12 protein-coding genes are annotated in these 15,946 nt (G+C 72.5%); all 12 read right to left on the bottom strand.

Features of this window, described 5'->3' with window-relative positions:
- The coding region (gene ftsZ / locus F8566_RS36825; RefSeq protein ID WP_151566532.1) for a cell division protein FtsZ at nt 1-1,144 on the bottom strand (1,144 nt) is incomplete at its 3' end.
- 430 nt (nt 1,145-1,574) lie between these two features.
- Entirely contained in the window at nt 1,575-2,339 is a 765-nt protein-coding gene (locus F8566_RS36820) for a cell division protein FtsQ/DivIB (protein WP_151566530.1), read from the bottom strand.
- 9 nt (nt 2,340-2,348) lie between these two features.
- Nucleotides 2,349-3,755 carry a UDP-N-acetylmuramate--L-alanine ligase gene (murC, locus tag F8566_RS36815; RefSeq protein ID WP_151566528.1) on the bottom strand — a complete coding sequence of 469 codons (1,407 nt, stop codon included), beginning with the start codon at nt 3,753-3,755 and terminating at the stop codon, nt 2,349-2,351.
- Nucleotides 3,756-3,797: 42 nt separating this feature from the next.
- Nucleotides 3,798-4,892, bottom strand: coding sequence for an undecaprenyldiphospho-muramoylpentapeptide beta-N-acetylglucosaminyltransferase (murG, locus tag F8566_RS36810; RefSeq protein ID WP_151566526.1), 1,095 nt, complete (start codon nt 4,890-4,892; stop codon nt 3,798-3,800).
- A gap of 37 nt (nt 4,893-4,929) precedes the next feature.
- Nucleotides 4,930-6,246, bottom strand: coding sequence for a putative lipid II flippase FtsW (gene ftsW / locus F8566_RS36805; protein ID WP_151566524.1), 1,317 nt, complete (start codon nt 6,244-6,246; stop codon nt 4,930-4,932).
- Between the two features lie 10 nt (nt 6,247-6,256).
- Complete coding sequence (murD, locus tag F8566_RS36800; RefSeq protein WP_151566522.1) at nt 6,257-7,672, bottom strand: UDP-N-acetylmuramoyl-L-alanine--D-glutamate ligase; 1,416 nt, start codon at nt 7,670-7,672, stop codon at nt 6,257-6,259.
- Nucleotides 7,654-8,715 (bottom strand): phospho-N-acetylmuramoyl-pentapeptide-transferase, encoded by a 1,062-nt coding sequence (gene mraY / locus F8566_RS36795; protein ID WP_151566520.1) that lies wholly within the window; start codon nt 8,713-8,715, stop codon nt 7,654-7,656. Before mraY ends, murD begins: the two co-directional genes overlap by 19 nt.
- 103 nt (nt 8,716-8,818) lie before the next feature.
- On the bottom strand, nt 8,819-10,222 hold the full coding sequence (locus tag F8566_RS36790; protein WP_151566518.1) for a UDP-N-acetylmuramoyl-tripeptide--D-alanyl-D-alanine ligase: 1,404 nt from the start codon (nt 10,220-10,222) through the stop codon (nt 8,819-8,821).
- A complete protein-coding gene (locus F8566_RS36785; protein ID WP_151566516.1) occupies nt 10,219-11,778 on the bottom strand; it encodes a UDP-N-acetylmuramoyl-L-alanyl-D-glutamate--2,6-diaminopimelate ligase in 1,560 nt (519 codons plus the stop codon). The genes F8566_RS36790 and F8566_RS36785 overlap by 4 nt, the downstream gene beginning before the upstream one ends.
- Nucleotides 11,779-11,871: 93 nt before the next feature.
- The gene (locus tag F8566_RS36780; RefSeq protein ID WP_151566514.1) at nt 11,872-14,052 is read right to left on the bottom strand and encodes a peptidoglycan D,D-transpeptidase FtsI family protein; all 2,181 of its coding nucleotides are present in this window, start codon (nt 14,050-14,052) and stop codon (nt 11,872-11,874) included.
- A gap of 25 nt (nt 14,053-14,077) precedes the next feature.
- Entirely contained in the window at nt 14,078-14,842 is a 765-nt protein-coding gene (locus tag F8566_RS36775; protein WP_192810045.1) for an FtsB/FtsL family cell division protein, read from the bottom strand.
- Entirely contained in the window at nt 14,839-15,816 is a 978-nt protein-coding gene (gene rsmH, locus F8566_RS36770; RefSeq protein WP_151566512.1) for a 16S rRNA (cytosine(1402)-N(4))-methyltransferase RsmH, read from the bottom strand. Before rsmH ends, F8566_RS36775 begins: the two co-directional genes overlap by 4 nt.
- Nucleotides 15,817-15,946: the final 130 nt, after the last annotated feature.

Raw genomic sequence — 15,946 nt, 5'->3', positions numbered from 1 at the left:
GTGCCGGGGCGGGCGCCGCCGCGGCCTGGGCGACGGTCTGCTGCCCGGACGGCTGAGGCGCGGGCTCCGGACGGCCCACCCGGCTGGGAATCGGATTGGTCGGCGCCGCGGGCGCCGGCGGGGCCGGTGGCGGGGGGACCGGACGCGGCGGCGGAGGCACCCGTTTGGCCTCCGGTTCAGGGGCCGGCTTGGCGGGACGGCCCTCGTCAAAACCCGCCGCGATCACCGTCACCCGGACCTCGTCGCCGAGCGCGTCATCGATGACCGCACCGAAGATGATGTTCGCGTCCGGCGCGGCCGCGTTCGACACCAGCTGCGCCGCCTCGTTGATCTCGAACAGGCCCAGATCGGACCCACCGGAGATCGACAGCAGCACGCCGTGGGCGCCGTCGATGCTGGCCTCCAGCAGCGGGCTGGAGATCGCCATCTCCGCGGCGGCCACGCTGCGGTCGTCGCCGCGGGCCGAGCCGATGCCCATGAGGGCCGAGCCCGCGCCGGACATGACCGACTTGACGTCGGCGAAGTCCAGGTTGATCAGACCCGGCGTGGTGATCAGGTCGGTGATGCCCTGGACACCGGAGAGGAGCACCTGGTCGGCGGCCTTGAACGCGTCCAGCACGCTGACCTGCCGGTCGGAGATCGACAGCAGCCGGTCATTGGGGATCACGATGAGGGTGTCGACCTCGTCGCGCAGCGTCTCGATGCCGGCCTCGGCCTGCATCGCCCGCCGCTTGCCCTCGAAGCTGAACGGGCGGGTCACCACGCCGATCGTGAGGGCGCCCAGCGACCGCGCGATGTTGGCCACGACGGGCGCGCCGCCGGTGCCGGTGCCGCCGCCCTCCCCCGCCGTCACGAACACCATGTCGGCGCCCTTGAGGACCTCTTCGATCTCCTCACGATGGTCTTCGGCCGCCTTGCGGCCCACGTCCGGGTTGGCCCCGGCTCCCAGGCCGCGGGTGAGCTCACGCCCCACGTCCAGCTTCACGTCGGCGTCACTCATCAGCAGCGCCTGGGCGTCAGTGTTGATCGCGATGAACTCGACGCCCTTGAGTCCCTCCTCGATCATCCGGTTGACGGCGTTGACGCCGCCGCCGCCGATACCGACGACTTTGATGACCGCGAGGTAATTCTGCGGTGCTGCCACGACGAGGGGCCTTTCCGCTCGCTCTATCCAACCGGCCGGCCCGGATTCCGTGCCGCTGCCATGTTCCTGACCTGGTCTTGCTCTGGTACGGATCGGGGCGGTGTGTGACCGCCTCAACCCTCACCCTCAACTTGAGGCTTACAGTTATGTCAACCTGAGGACTGATACGGACAGTAGGGCGGGCTTACCGCCAGGGTCAACTAACCTCCCGCCAACTACACCGGCGTGTCGCAGTGCGCGCCACTTGCCCTGGTTGGCGAACCAAGGGCGACTGACCGCGCTTCGCCTTACCCGGGACATCAGACCTCATTCTCCTTGGGAGCCGGCCGTGGACGCCCGGCTTTCGCACGTGCGGCCACGCCTCCGACAAGCGTGCCCCATCGGGCGGCCGGAATCCCCGCGACACACGCACGGGACCAGACTCCGGCGTTCAGCGGGTGGTCACCACTTCCGGAGAGCTCACATCGATCGTCCGGGCGGCCCGTCCGGCGGCGGTGCGCTGGAGGGCGTCGAGAAGACGGAGCTTCTCGCCGGAGCGTTCGGCGGAACCCCAGACGACGGAGAGGCCGCCGGTCAGGCGGAGCGTGACGGATTCGGGGGTGGGCGCCTCGACCTCGGTCAGGCTTTTGCCAAGACGGGCGGGGAGGGCGTTAACGACGCTGAGGGCGGCGAGGGTGGCCGGATCGGTCGGCCCCGGGGCGGTCGCCGTCAGGCCGGGCATGCGGCCCGGGCGGGCGGGGGTGTCGGTGACGATCACGCCCTGCTTGTCGAGCTGGTAGAAGCGCCCGGCGCGTTCGACCGAGACGAGCGGCACGCGCTCACGGACGACGATCCGGACCGTGCCGGGCCAGTGCCGTTCGACCCGGGCGGACTCGACCTCGCGCAGCTTCTCCACGCGTGCGCGGACCGAACCCGTGCCGAGGCGGACCATGGGGCCGCCGAGGCGGATCCCCGCGGCGGCCACCACCCGGTCGCGTGGGGCGAGCTTGGTGCCGGCGACCTCGACGTGGCGGACGACCAGAAGCCGGGAGCCGAGCAGCACCCAGGCCGCCGCGCCGAGCAGGCTGACCACGAGGAGGGTGACGAAGAGCACCTTCCAGCGGCTGGCCCGCGGACGTTCGGCGGACGCCGGCCGGCCCGGGTCCGATGGCTCGTCGGCACGAGTCTCGATCGCCGATTCCCGGCCCGTCCCCATCCCCGTCACCTAGGAGGCGGCGATCAGGTCGAGAATCTTGGGACCCAGCAGGGTGACGTCGCCCGCGCCGAGCGTGATGACCACGTCGCCGGGACGGGCGAGCGCGGTGACCGTCTCGGGGACCTCGTCCCAGACCGGGGCGTAGACGGTCTCGGTGCTCGCCGGGACGGCGTCGGCCACGAGCTCGCCGGTCACGCCGGGCTCGGGGTCTTCGCGCGCGCCGTACACGTCCAGCACCACCGCCACATCCGCCAGCCCGAGGGCCTCGCCGAACTCCGCGGCGAAGAAACGGGTGCGGCTGTAGAGGTGCGGCTGGAAGACCGCGACGATCCTGGCGGCGCCGATCTGGTCGGCATAGTCGCGGGTGGCTTCCAGGTCGGCCGAGAGCTCGGTCGGGTGGTGGGCGTAGCTGTCGAAGACCTCGACGCCGCCCGCCTTGCCCTTGGGCTCCAGGCGGCGCATCGCCCCGCCGAAGGCGGTCAGGCCCCGCAGGACCTCGGCCAGGTCACGGCCGAGCGCCCGTGCCACCGCGACCACCGCGGTGGCGTTGAGCGCGTTGTGGCGGCCGGGGACACCGAGCGTGACCTCACCCAGGCCCTCGATCTCGAAGCGGGAGCCCAGCCCGCGCGGCGTGAACCCGGTCACGCGGAGGTCGGCGCCGGCCGCCTCGCCGTAGGTGACGACGGTGAGGCCGCGCCCGCGTGCCTGGGCGGCCAGCTCCATCGCGACGGGATCGTCGGCGCCGGCGACGAGGGTGCCGCCCGGCTCGATCCGCTCGACGAAGCGGGCGAAGTTCTCCTTGACCTTCTCGAAGCCGCCGTAGTTGTCGAGGTGGTCGGCCTCGACGTTGGTGATGACCGCGATGTGCGGGGTGTACATGAGGAACGAGCCGTCGCTCTCGTCGGCCTCGGCCACGAAGACGTCGCCGGTGCCCTCGTCCGCGCCGAGACCGGTGGTGACCAGCTGGCCGCCGATGCAGTAGGAGGGGTCGGCCCCCGCGTGCTGCAGCGCGACGGTCAGCATCGACGTCGTCGTGGTCTTGCCGTGCGTGCCCGCCACCGCGACCGCCCGGCGGCCGGCCATCAGCGAGGCCAGCGCGGCCGAGCGGTGCAGCACGCGCAGGCCGCGCTCGCGGGCGGCGACGAGCTCGGGGTTGGTGTCCCTGATCGCGGTGGACACCACGACCGTGTCGGCGTCGCCGACGTAGGCGGCGTCGTGGCCCACGAACACCTTGGCGCCGAGATCGCTCAGCTGCCCCAGCAGCTCGGAGTCGCGCGCGTCGCTGCCGGAGACGGCGATGCCGCGCTTGAGCATGATGCGGGCGATCCCGGACATGCCGGCCCCGCCGATCGCGATGAAGTGGACCGCCCCCAGTTCATCGGCCGGCACGATCTCGCCAGGATTGATCAGACTCATCCCGTAACGCTCATCCCCTCGTCGCAAGATGTCTTGCGACCCCTAGTGCTGCCGCCCCGACGCGCGAACCACGTCGTACACCATCTTGGCCAGCGCCACGTCGGCGTCCCGCCGGCCCATCCGCCCGGCCGCCTCCGACATGTGGGCCACCCGGCCCGGGTCGGCCAGCACCGGCAGCAGGCTGCGGGCGATCCACTCCGGCGTGAGCTCGGCGTCGTCGACGAGCATCCCGCCACCCGCGGCGACGATCGGCTCGGCGTTGAGCCGCTGCTCGCCGTTGCCGATCGGCAGCGGCACGTAGACCGCGGGCAGGCCGACCGCGGTCAGCTCGGCGCAGGTCATCGCCCCCGCCCGGCACATGGCCATGTCCGCCGCCGCGTAGGCCAGGTCCATCCGGTCACAGTACGGGATGGTGACGTACTGGGGGCCGCCGGCGGCCGGCTCGGGCTCCTCGGTGTTCTTGGGCCCGACGATGTGCAGCACCTGGATCCCGGCCTGCCGGAACGCGGGGGCGGCGGCGACCGCGGCGCGGTTGAGCGACCGGGCGCCCTGCGAGCCACCGAAGATCAGCAACGTCGGGAGGTCGGGCAGCAGCCCGAAGTAGGACCGGGCCTTGTCGCCCATCGCCAGCCGGTCCAGCGTGGCGATCTCGCGGCGCAGCGGGATGCCGACGAACGTGGCGCCCGGCAGCGGGGAGTCGGCGTGCGACACCGCGACGTGGTCGGTGAAGCGGGCACCGAGCTTGTTGGCCAGGCCCGGCTTGGGGTTGGCCTCGTGCACGATGATCGGCACCTTGCGCTTGCGCGCGGCCAGGTAGCCGGGGGTGGCGACGTAGCCGCCGAAGCCGACGAGGATGTCGGCCTGGGCCTGGTCGAGGATGTTCGCCGCCGCGTTGATCGCACCACGGAGCCGGCCGGGGACCGACAGCAGCTGCGGGGTCAGCGTGCGCGGCAGCGGCACCGGCGGGATCAGGGCGAGCTCGTAACCGCGCTGCGGGACGAGCCGGGTCTCCAGGCCCCGCTCCGTGCCCAGACAGGTGATCCCCACGTTGGGATCGTTGCGGCGCAGCGCGTCCGCGAGGGCCAGGGCGGGCTCGATGTGTCCGGCGGTGCCGCCGCCGGCCAGGACAACCCTCATGCTCGTTGACAACTCCTCAAAGTGTCGATCAGCGGATTCAACGCCGTGCCAGGCCCAGCCAGCTTAGGGCCCGCGAGACCGGACCGGGACCCCGAGCCGCCAGTGCCTGGCGCGCGCCCGGCTCCCGTTTGGCGAACGCCAGCAGAACGCCCAGCACCATCAGGGTCGGGATCAGCGCCGAACCGCCGTAGGAGACCAGCGGGAGCGGGATCCCCGTGATGGGAAGCACACCGATCACCGCCCCGATGTTGACGATCGCCTGCACCACGAGCCACGCGGTCGCCCCGGCCGCGGCGAGGCGGGTGAACGGATCCTTCACCCTCCTGGCGATCCGCAGCCCGGCGTACGCCAGCAGCCCGAACAGACCCAGCACTACGAGCGTACCGACCAGGCCGAACTCCTCCCCGACGATCGCGAAGATGAAGTCGGTTTCGGCATGGGGAAGGTAGTCCCATTTGGCCCTCCCCTCCCCCAGGCCGGTGCCGAACCAGCCACCGGAGGCCACCGCGAACAGTCCCTGCCGGCCCTGGTAGTTGCTCGTCAGCTGGTTGCCCGAGGGGTCCAGGAAGCCGGTGAGCCGCTGCATGCGGTACGGCTCGACCACGATCAGGATCGACACCAGCAGGCACACCAGCCCCGCGATGCCGACGAACAGCCGCGCGGGCGCCCCCACGACCCACAGCAGCGCCAGGAAGATCGTGAGGAGGACCAGTGTCGTGCCGAGGTCGTTCCCCAGCATCACCAGGAGGACCAGCAGCCCCGCGCCGGGCAGCAGCGGGACGAGCAGCGGTCGCCACTCGGTGAGCTGGCCGAGCCGCTCCTTGCGGGCCAGCAGGTCGGCACCCCAGAGCACCAGGCCCAGCTTGGCGGGTTCGGAGGGCTGGATCTGCATCGGCCCGAGGCTGATCCAGCGGGTGGCGCCGCCCGCCGTACGGCCGAGGCCCGGCACCAGCACCAGGACCAGCGCGACGATGGACAGCAGCAGGAGCGGGTACGCCAGCGAACGGATCGCCTTGACGGGCATGCGGGAGGCGAGCCACATGCCGGGCAGCCCGAGCACCATCCACATCGCCTGCTTCTGGAACAGCGTGTAGGCCGACCCGGTCTCCTGCAGCTGCTTCACGCTGGACGCCGACAGCACCATCGTGAGCCCGAGCGCCAGGAGCATCATGGAACAGCCCAGCACCAGGTAGTACGAGGTGAGCGGGCGGTCCAGCAGCCCGACGGCGGCGACGACCTGCTCGCGCGGTCCCGAGCGCCCCGAGCCCTTCTCCTTGGACGATGGGTCCTTGGACGATGGATTCTTGGGCGATGGATCTTTGGACGAGAGGTCCTTGGCAGGTACGGCGGTCATGCCCGCTCCCCTACCGTCGCTCGGCCAGCCGCCGTACCGCGGCGGCGAAGGCGTCGCCGCGCGCTCCGTAACTGGTGAACATGTCGAACGAGGCTCCGGCGGGGGCCAGGAGCACGGTGTCCCCGGGCTGTGCCAGGGCGGAGGCTTCACTAACGACGCGGTCCATCGCCCCAGTGTCGGTGTCGGGGACGTCGACGACCGGGACCTCAGGCGCGTGTCGCGCGAGTGCTGTGGCGATTTGTGCCCGGTCGGCCCCGAGGAGCACGACGGCCCGCAGCCGGTCGGCGCAGGAACGCACCAGCTCGTCGACGTCGGCGCCCTTCAGCTGCCCCCCGGCGATCCAGACGGCCGACCGGCAGGCGGTCAGCGAGGACGCGGCGGCGTGCGGATTGGTCGCCTTGGAGTCGTCGACGTAGTCCACGCCCGCGAGCGTGGCGACATGGGCGATGCGGTGCGGGTCGGGCACGAACTCCCGCAGTCCCGCCTGGACGGCTTCGGGCGGGACGCCGAAGGCGCGGGCCAGGGCGGCCGCGGCGAGCGCGTTGGCGACGTTGTGCGGCGCGAACGGCCGGACGTCGGCCAGCGCGGCGAGCTCGACGGCCTCGTGCTCGGGGTCGGGGACCAGCGCCCGGTCGACGATCAGATCCTCGACGACGCCCAGCTGGCCGGGCTGCGGGACGGCGAGCGTGAAGCCGATGGCGCCCTCGCCGCCGAGCCGCACGGAGACGGGGTCGTCGGAGTTGATCACCGCGATGGTCCCGGGCGCGTAGATCTTGCCCTTGTCGGCGGCGTAGGCCTCCAGGGAGCCGTGCCAGTCGAGGTGGTCGGGCGCCACGTTCAGCACGGCGGCGGCGTACGGCGCGACGGTGCTCGACCAGTGGAGCTGGTAGCTCGACAGCTCCACGGCGAGGACGTCGTTCTTCTCAAGCACCGCCTCGACGATGGGGGTGCCGACGTTGCCGACCGCGAGGGTCCGGTGACCGGCGGCATCGAGGATGCACGCGAGCATCCGCACCGCCGTGGTCTTGCCGTTGGTGCCCGTCAGCGCCAGCCAGGGCGCCGCGTCCGCCCTGCGGAGCCGCCAGGCCAGCTCCACCTCACCGATGATCTCGATCCCGGCCCGCGCCGCCGCGGCCAGCAGCGGCACGTCCGGGCGCCAGCCCGGCGAGGTGACCACGAGGTCGATATCGTCCGGAAGGGTCTCGCCGTCGCCGAGCCGTACGGTGACCGGCGATCCGTACGCGTCGGCGCGCGCCGCCAGCTCGGCGGCGTGACCGCGGAGCGCCTCGTCGTCACGGCCTTCGACGACCGTCACGCGCGCGCCGCGTTCGGCGAGCACGCGGGCGGCCGCCCGCCCCGAGACGCCGAGGCCCGCGACGCAGACGCGCAGACCCTTCCAGGTGGAACTCACCGCTTGGGCATCCATTCCAGGTAGAACAGCCCGAGGCCGATCGCCACGAACAGCGCCGACATCAGCCAGAACCGGACGACGATCGTGGTCTCGGCCCACCCTGACAGCTCGAAGTGGTGCTGGAGGGGTGCCATCTTGAATACCCGTTTGCCGGTCAGCTTGAAACTGCCGACCTGGATGATCACGGACATGGTGATCATCACGATCAGACCGCACAGGATGGCCAGCAGGAACTGGGTGTGGGTGAGGATCGCCAGGCCGACCAGCACGCCGCCCAGGGCGAGCGAGCCGGTGTCGCCCATGAAGATCTTGGCGGGCGGGGCGTTCCACCACAGGAAGCCGAACACCCCGCCGAGGACCGCGGCCGCGACGACCGCGAGGTCGAGCGGGTCGCGGACGCTGTAGCAGCCGGGGGCGAGGCCGTAGTCGTAACAGCTGTTGCGCAGCTGCCAGTTGCCGATGATGACGTACGCGGCGAGCACCATCCCGGCCGGGCCGGCGGCCAGGCCGTCCAGACCGTCGGTGAGGTTGACGCCGTTGGACATCGCCGCGATCAGCAGCAGCGCCCAGACCACGAAGAGGTAGGGGCCGATCGAGGGCCCGAAGTCGCGCAGGAACGACAGGTGCGGGGAGGCCGGGGTGATGTCGTACCCGTTGGGGAAGTTGAGGGAGGCGATCGCGAAGATGACGCCGACCACCACGATGCCGACCATCTTGGCGCCGCTGCGCAGGCCCAGGCTGCGCTGCTTGAACACCTTGATGTAGTCGTCGACGAAGCCGACCAGCCCGAGGCCGGTCATCAGGAAGAGCACCAGGAAGCCCGAGACGGTCGGGATCTGCCGGGTGGCCAGGTGCGCGGCGGAGTAGCCGACCAGCGAGCCGACGATGAACACCGTGCCGCCCATGGTGGGCGTGCCGCGCTTGTTGAGGTGGGCCTCGGGGCCCTCCTCGCGGATCATCTGCCCGTAGCCCAGCCGGTTGACGATGCGGATCCACACCGGCGTGCCGACCATGACGAACACCAGGGCCACACCGGCGGCGATGATGATGTTGGTCATGGCGCCGCCTTGTCTGGACTGAGGAGGGAGGAACGACCGACGAGGGAAGACAGGGCGTCAAAGCGCCATGGCCCGGAGCGGCGCAGCCGCGACCATGAGCGGATCATGCGCCGTCCTCCTCGAGGAGACCGGCCGCGACCCGTTCCATCCCGGCGACGCGAGAGCCCTTCACCAGTACGACGTCCCGCGGCCGGAGCCGCTCCCTGAGCGCGGTCAGGGCCGCGCCGACGTCATCCACCTGTACGCACTCTCCCGTCCATGACCCCACTTGTGCGGCCCCGTCGGCCATCGGCGCGGCGGCCGCGCCCACGACGATGAGGCCGGCCAAACCACTGCGCGCGACATGCTGCCCGATCTTGGCATGTTCTGCCACAGAGGAGGCGCCCAGCTCCGCCATCTCGCCCAGCACCGCGAACGCGCGCCTGCCCCGCGCCATGTGGCCGAGCGTGTCGAGCGCCGCGCGCATCGACTCGGGGTTGGCGTTGTAGGCGTCGTTGACGACCGTGACGCCGCCGGGGCTCTCGCTGACCTCCATCCGCCAGCGGCTGGCCGGCTCGGCGGCCGCGAGCGCGTCGGCGACGGCGTTCAGCTCCATGCCGGTCTCCCGGGCCACCGCGGCGGCGGCAAGCGCGTTGGCGACCGCGTGAGCGCCGTGCAGGCGCAACGCGACCGGCACCGCGCCCTCGGGTGTGACCAGGGAGAAGCGGGCGCGGCCGGCGTCGTCCAGCCACTCGTCGGCGGCCCGGACGGTCGCGTCCGGCGCCCGGCCGAACAGCACGATCTTGGCGGGGGTGCGGGCGGCCATGGCCCGCACGAGCGGGTCGTCGGCGTTGAGCACGGCCGTGCCCTCCGCGGGCACGGCCTCGACCAGCTCGCCCTTGGCGCGCGCCACCATCTCCTGGCTGCCGAACTCGCCGATGTGCGCGGTGCCCACGTTCAGCACCACGCCGATGCGGGGCCGGGCGACACGGGCGAGGTAGGCGATGTGGCCGACGCCGCGGGCGCCCATCTCCAGCACCAGATGCCGGGTGCCCTCGTCGGCGCGGAGCGCGGTGAGCGGCAGCCCGATCTCGTTGTTGAACGAGCCCACCGGCGCGATCGTCTCACCGGCGTGGCGCACGACCTGCGCGATCAGGTCCTTGGTGGAGGTCTTGCCGGCCGAGCCGGTCACACCGATGACGGTGGTGTCCGGCAGCCGGGCCAGGACCCCCCTGGCGAGCAGGCCCAAGGCCTTCTGCACGTCGTCGACGATGACGGCGGGGCCGCGGGGCTCGCCGGGCCCGCCGAACGGGCGCTGCGCCAGCACCCCGGCGGCGCCCGCGGCCAGCGCCGCGGCGGCGAAGTCGTGCCCGTCCACGCGTTCGCCCTTGAACGCGGCGAACAGCGCACCGGGCTCCACCGCGCGCGAGTCGATGACGACGGGACCGCCGACAACGGTCTCGGGCCGCTCCGTGTGGAGAACCCCCCCGGTCAGCTCCGCGATCGTCGACAGCGGAAGCGGAATCACGCCTGCGTCCCGTCCCCTCTCAGATTCTTCAGGCCGCGCAGGGCCTCCCGGACGACCTCACGGTCGTCGAACGGGAACACCTCACCGCCCACGTACTGCCCCTGCTCGTGGCCCTTGCCCGCGACGACCACGACGTCGCCGCGCCTGGCCCGGCCGACCGCCAGCCGGATGGCGGCCTTCCGGTCGGGCTCCATGACCAGGTGCGCGCGCTGGGGCTGCGGCACCCTGAGCCCGCCCTCGACCATAGCGGCGAGGATGGCCAGGGAATCCTCGGACCGGGGGTTGTCGTCGGTGAAATAGGCCATGTCGGCGAGCCGCGCCGCGGCCTCGCCCATCAGCGGCCGTTTGCCCCGGTCACGGTCGCCGCCGCAGCCGAGCACGATGATCAGGCGGCCCTCGGTCACCGGGCGCAGCGAGGTCAGCACCGCCTCGACGGCGCCGGGTTTGTGGGAGTAGTCGACGAGGGCGACGAAGTCCTGCCCCTCGTCGACCCGTTCGAGGCGGCCCGGCACGCCCGGGAGCGAGCCGACTCCGGTCACCGCCGTCTGCAGCGGGATGCCCGCCTCCACCAGTGCCACGATCGCGGCGAGCGCGTTGGCGACGTTGAACGGCCCGGCGAGCTGGACGGTGGCGTCGGCCTCGATGCCGCCCGGGCCCACGACCCGGAAGACGCTGCCGTCGGCGCCCAGGCGGACGTCGTCGGCCCGCCAGTCGGCCGCCGGGTCGCCGGTGGCCGAGAACGTGGTCACGGGCACGGCGGCCTCGTCGACCAGCCTGCGGCCGTAGTGGTCGTCGAAGTTGACCACGCCGATGCGGCTGTAGGCCGGGGTGAACAGCCTCGCCTTGGCGGCGAAGTAGTCCTCCATCGTCGGGTGGTAGTCCAGGTGGTCCTGGCTGAGGTTGGTGAAGATCGCCACCTCGTAGGCGGCGCCGCCGACGCGGCCCTGCTCCAGGGCGTGGCTGGAGACCTCCATGGCGGCGGCACCGACGCCCTGCTCGCGCATCATCGCGAACAGCGCGTGCAGGTCGGTCGCCTCGGGGGTGGTCAGCGCGCTGGGCACCCTGCGGTCGCCGATCCGCATCTCCACGGTCCCGACCACACCGGTCTCGACTCCGGCCGCCCGCAACCCGGCCTCGAGGAGGTAGACGGTCGTGGTCTTGCCGCTGGTCCCCGTCACCCCGATGAGCGTCAGGTCCTGGACGGGGTCGCCGTACACCCACGCGGCGGCGTCGCCGAGCCGCGCCCGCACCTGGTCCACCACGAGCACCGGCAGGCCCGTCCGGGCCGCGCGGTCACGTCCGGCGGCGTCGGTGAGGACTGCGGCGGCGCCCGCCTCGGCCGCCTGGGCGGCGAACTCCGCGCCGTGCACGCGGGCGCCGGGCAGCGCCACGTACAGGTCGCCGCGCAGCACCGCCCGCGAGTCGTGGGTGATGCCGGTCACCACGGTCGTGGCCGGATCCGCGGTCCGGTCCGTCAGCAGGTCCACGACCGTCCCGGCGCCCAGCAGCGCGGCCAGCCCGGACAGCGGACGGGCTGGGTTGGTCGTCGGGCGCATGGCGTTTCTTTCGGTACGTGGGCTCTGAGCGGGCGGTGGCAGTGGAGACGGCGGCATTGCTGGACTCACGGCGAGAGAGCGTACTCGCTGCGGTCAGTCGCGGGCGTAGATCTTGATGCTCGGCGCTTTGCTCCCCGTCGGCGGAATCTTGCGAGTCTGCAGGGCGAAACTCATCACGTCCTTGAAGACGGGGGCCGCGACATCGCCACCATAGTGGCTTCCCCGCTTCGGGGCCTGCAGGACGACCTGGACGACCAGCTGCGGGTCGTCGGCAGGTGCGAACCCGGCGAAGGACGCGGTGTAGCCACCCCCGGCGTAGCAGCCGCAGTTGGGGTTGACGATCTCGGCGGTGCCGGTCTTTCCCGCGACGCGGTAGCCGTTGATCCTGGCCTTGGGCGCGGTGCCTTCGGGGGTCGTGACGCCCTCCAGCATGTCCCTGATCTGCCGGGCGGTCTCCGCGCTGATCACCCGCTTCTGCTGGGGCGGCGGCGCGGCGGTGAAGGACTTGTCCTCACCGAGGGTGCCCGCGATCAGCTGCGGCTCGACCCGGACGCCGCCGTTGGCGAGGGTGGCGTAGACGCTGGCCATCTGCAGGGCGTTGACCGAGACCGTCTGCCCGAACGCGATCGGATAGCGGTCGGTGCCGGACCACTTGCTGGGCGGGCTGAGCTGGCCGGCGGTCTCGGCGGGCAGGCCGACGCGGGTCGGCTCCCCGAAGCCGAACGCGCGCAGGTAGCGGTAGAGCGTGTCCTGCGTGATGCGCTCGCTGGCCATGATGGTGCCGACGTTGCTCGACTTGGCGAGCACGCCCGCGAAGGTCAGCCGCTCGGTCGGGTGCCTGCTGGAGTCGTGGAAGACGCGGTCAGACCTGCGGATCGAGTAGGGCACGACGAACTCGGTGTCGGGCCGGACCCCGCCGTGCTCCATCGCCGCCGCGGCCGTGATGACCTTGCCGGTGCTGCCGGGCTCGAACGCCTCCTGCACGATCGGATTGCCCCACGTCGACGGCGGCGACTTGGTGTAGTTGTTGGGGTCGAAGCCCGGCGACGAGGCCATCGCGAGGATCTGGCCGGTGCGCGGATCCATCACGATCACGCTGCCGTTGCGCGCCTGGGTGGCCTTCACCTGAGCCTCGATCGCCCGCTGCGCCTCGGCCTGCAGGTCGCGCAGCAGCGTCAGGCGGAGCCCCCGGCCGGGCACGGAGGGCCGCTTCTGGTCCTCGCCCATCGGGATGTGCTGGCCGTCCGGGCTGATCTCGATCTTCTGCGACCCGTTGCGCCCGGCGAGCTGCTTGTTCATGGCGGATTCGAGACCGGCGGCGCCGTCGCCCGCGCGGTTGACGAATCCGATGACGTCGGCGGCCAGCGAGTCGTTGGGATAGTCGCGGCGGTATTCGGGCAGCGTGCCGATGCCGAGGAACTTCAGCGCCGTCACCAGCCGCGCCTTGTCGGGCGGCACGCCGTGGGCCAGATATTCGAACCGGCTCTTGGGCTTGCTGATGACCCTCATCACATCGGCCGGCGGCAGCCCGAGAATGGGCGAGATCGCGGCGACGATCGCCGCCCGCTTCTCTGGCTTGATGACGTACGGATCGGCGAAGATGGCGCGCGCCTCCACCGTCATCGCGAGGGGGTTGCCCTGCGCGTCGGTGATGTCGCCGCGGATGGCGGGCAGGACGATGTCCTGGAGTCGCTGCTTCATGGCGAGCTCGGTGTATTTGCCCGACTCGATCGTCTGCAGCTGGACGAGCCGCCCGGCGAACAGCGACAACACGAACGCGACGACGAGCAGCCCCACGTTCAGGCGCTTGATCGGATCACGGCGGTGGAAGGGGACGCGCGGTCGCTGCGGGCGCCCCTGTGGCCTGCGCTGTGGCCGGCCCCGTGGCGGGCGCCTGCCACCCGAACCCGACCCCGCCGAGCGGGTGCGCCGGCCGGCTGCGGGCTTGGCGCCGCCCTTGCTCTCGGCCTTACGGGCGGGCTTGCCGGTCTTCGCCGGGGCCGTCGCCTTGCCTTCGGGCTGCTTGCCCGTGCCGCCCTTGCGCTGGGGCGGCACGGTGCCGCCCCGGCCCGTCCGCCGGGCCCCGCCACGGTCCTTGCCGGACCGCGGCGGGGTGGACGGGCGCGGGGGGTTACCTGTTTGACGCCCGGACGCGCGCGCCGCGCCCGGGCCGCTCTTTTCGTCACGGCCCGGGGCGCCCGTGGGGCCGCGCCCTTGGGGACCGCGTCCACGCCCCGGGGGCGGCCCCGCCGTCCCGCGTCCCGGCCGTGTCATTCTGCGCTCCGCTCGTACCGTCCGATCACGGCGTACCGGCCCCCGTACGGGGGGTCTGCTGCGTGGCGCCCGGTCCGGTGTCACGCGGTGCCGTGGCGCCCGGTGTGGTGGCGCCCGGTGTGGTGGTGCCGGGTGCCGTGGACCGTCCGCCGGGCGCCGTCGGCACGCCCTGGCCGGGGACGACGACGGCGGGCACGCCGACCGCTCCGGCGGCCGCCGCGGCCGCCGCGGCGGCGTTGGGCAGCGGCCGGACGGCGCCGCCGACCTCGGTCACCTGGCCGGTCATCGGATCGATGTAGCTCGATCGTTCCGGCAGCTCCATCCCGAGGGCCTCGGCCTTCTGCCGCAGCCGTTCGGGCGACTCCTCGCGGGCGATCTCCCGTTCGAGCGCCTGGCGCTGCTGGTCGAGCAGCTTGTTGTTCCTCTGCAGCTCGGTCAGGCGGAACGAGTCTTCGGCGAGCACGGTGTTGAGCAGCAGGAGGCTGACCAGCGCGCCGCCCATCAGCCCGACGATGAGCAGCACGAACGGCGTGCGCGGCGGGGCGGCCTGGCGGACCGCCGCCGGACGGGCCTTCGAGGCCGTCTTGGCCGCGGCCTTCGACGCGGGCTTTGCCGCAGGCTTCGACGCGGGCTTTGAGGCCGTCTTGGTCGCGGTCTTCGCCGCTGTCTTCGCCGCGTTCTTGGCGTCCTGGTCCGGCTCGGGCCGGGCCGCCGCGGCGGGCTTGCGCTTGCCGGTACGGGACCTGGTCGTGCCGCCGGCGCCCGGCCCGCGTGTGCTCGTCGTGGTCATGTCGCCTCCCGGACCCGTTCCGCGGCGCGCATGCGCACCGACCCGGCCCGTGGGTTGGTCGTGGTCTCCTCGTCGGACGGCAGCTCGGCGCCGCGCGTCAGCAGCCGGAAGCGCGGCTGGTGCTCGGGCAGCGGCACCGGCAGGTCCGGCGGGGTCGTGTCGGCGGCGTTCGCGGCGAGGATCTGCTTGGTGATGCGGTCCTCGAGCGAGTGGTAGCTGAGCACGACGATCCGGCCGCCGACCGGCAACGCGCCGAGGGCGGCCGGCAGGGCCCGCCGCCAGGTGTCGAGCTCGCCGTTCACCTCGATGCGCAGCGCCTGGAAGGTGCGCTTGGCCGGGTTGCCGCCGGTGCGGCGGGTCGCGGCCGGAATGGACGTGCGCACGAGGTCGGCGAGGCGGCGGGTCGAGTCGAGCGGCGCCTTCTCACGCTCGCGCACGATGGCGGCGGCGATGCGCTGGGCGAACCGTTCCTCCCCGTACTCGCGCAGGATGCGGGCGAGCTCCGCCGGCGGGTAGCCGTTGACCACCTCGGCCGCCGTGAGGCTCTGCGTGCGGTCCATCCGCATGTCGAGCGGGGCGTCATAGGAATAGGCGAAGCCGCGGTCGGCCTCGTCCAGTTGCGGGGACGAGACCCCGAGGTCGAACAGGACGGCGTCCACCACGGGCACGCCCAGCCTGCCGAGGACCTCCGGCAGCTCGTCGTAGACGGCGTGGACGAGGGTCACGCGGTCGCCGAATCGTTCCAGGCGCTTGCCCGAACGCTCCAGCGCGGTGGTGTCCCGGTCCAGGCCGATGAGGCGGAGCCCGGGGTGGGCCGCGAGCATGGCCTCGGCGTGGCCCCCCATGCCGAGGGTGCCGTCGACGTAGATCGGCGCCCTGCCGCTGACCTGCAGCGCGGGCGCGAGAAGCTCCAGAACGCGGTCGAGCATGACCGGTACGTGACCGGCGTCGGCCGCGTGGTCTCCCACGTCCATGCTTCACCCCCTTGTGCTGCCACCTCGCTCGCGGACTGTGTGGCATCGCCGGCCCCGCGTCGCCCGCCTCCCCCTTCGCGCGCCTGTCGCGGCGTGCACTCTCGGCGGGCTTGTCGCGCGTCCCCCGGCG

Source organism: Actinomadura rudentiformis, assembly GCF_008923185.1.
Classification (GTDB): Bacteria; Actinomycetota; Actinomycetes; order Streptosporangiales; family Streptosporangiaceae; genus Spirillospora; species Spirillospora rudentiformis.
Note: the sequence above shows the minus strand (reverse complement) of the source record. Positions and strands in the feature narration are given on the sequence as shown.

What these genes read in the sequence shown, in the direction of transcription:
- F8566_RS36820 (WP_151566530.1), bottom strand. Translation starts at nt 2,339, where the DNA reads ATGGGGACGGGCCGGGAATCGGCGATCGAGACTCGTGCCGACGAGCCA.
- murC (WP_151566528.1), bottom strand. Translation starts at nt 3,755, where the DNA reads ATGAGTCTGATCAATCCTGGCGAGATCGTGCCGGCCGATGAACTGGGG.
- murG (WP_151566526.1), bottom strand. Translation starts at nt 4,892, where the DNA reads ATGAGGGTTGTCCTGGCCGGCGGCGGCACCGCCGGACACATCGAGCCC.
- ftsW (WP_151566524.1), bottom strand. Translation starts at nt 6,246, where the DNA reads ATGACCGCCGTACCTGCCAAGGACCTCTCGTCCAAAGATCCATCGCCC.
- murD (WP_151566522.1), bottom strand. Translation starts at nt 7,672, where the DNA reads ATGGATGCCCAAGCGGTGAGTTCCACCTGGAAGGGTCTGCGCGTCTGC.
- mraY (WP_151566520.1), bottom strand. Translation starts at nt 8,715, where the DNA reads ATGACCAACATCATCATCGCCGCCGGTGTGGCCCTGGTGTTCGTCATG.
- F8566_RS36785 (WP_151566516.1), bottom strand. Translation starts at nt 11,778, where the DNA reads ATGCGCCCGACGACCAACCCAGCCCGTCCGCTGTCCGGGCTGGCCGCG.
- F8566_RS36780 (WP_151566514.1), bottom strand. Translation starts at nt 14,052, where the DNA reads ATGACACGGCCGGGACGCGGGACGGCGGGGCCGCCCCCGGGGCGTGGA.
- F8566_RS36775 (WP_192810045.1), bottom strand. Translation starts at nt 14,842, where the DNA reads ATGACCACGACGAGCACACGCGGGCCGGGCGCCGGCGGCACGACCAGG.
- rsmH (WP_151566512.1), bottom strand. Translation starts at nt 15,816, where the DNA reads ATGGACGTGGGAGACCACGCGGCCGACGCCGGTCACGTACCGGTCATG.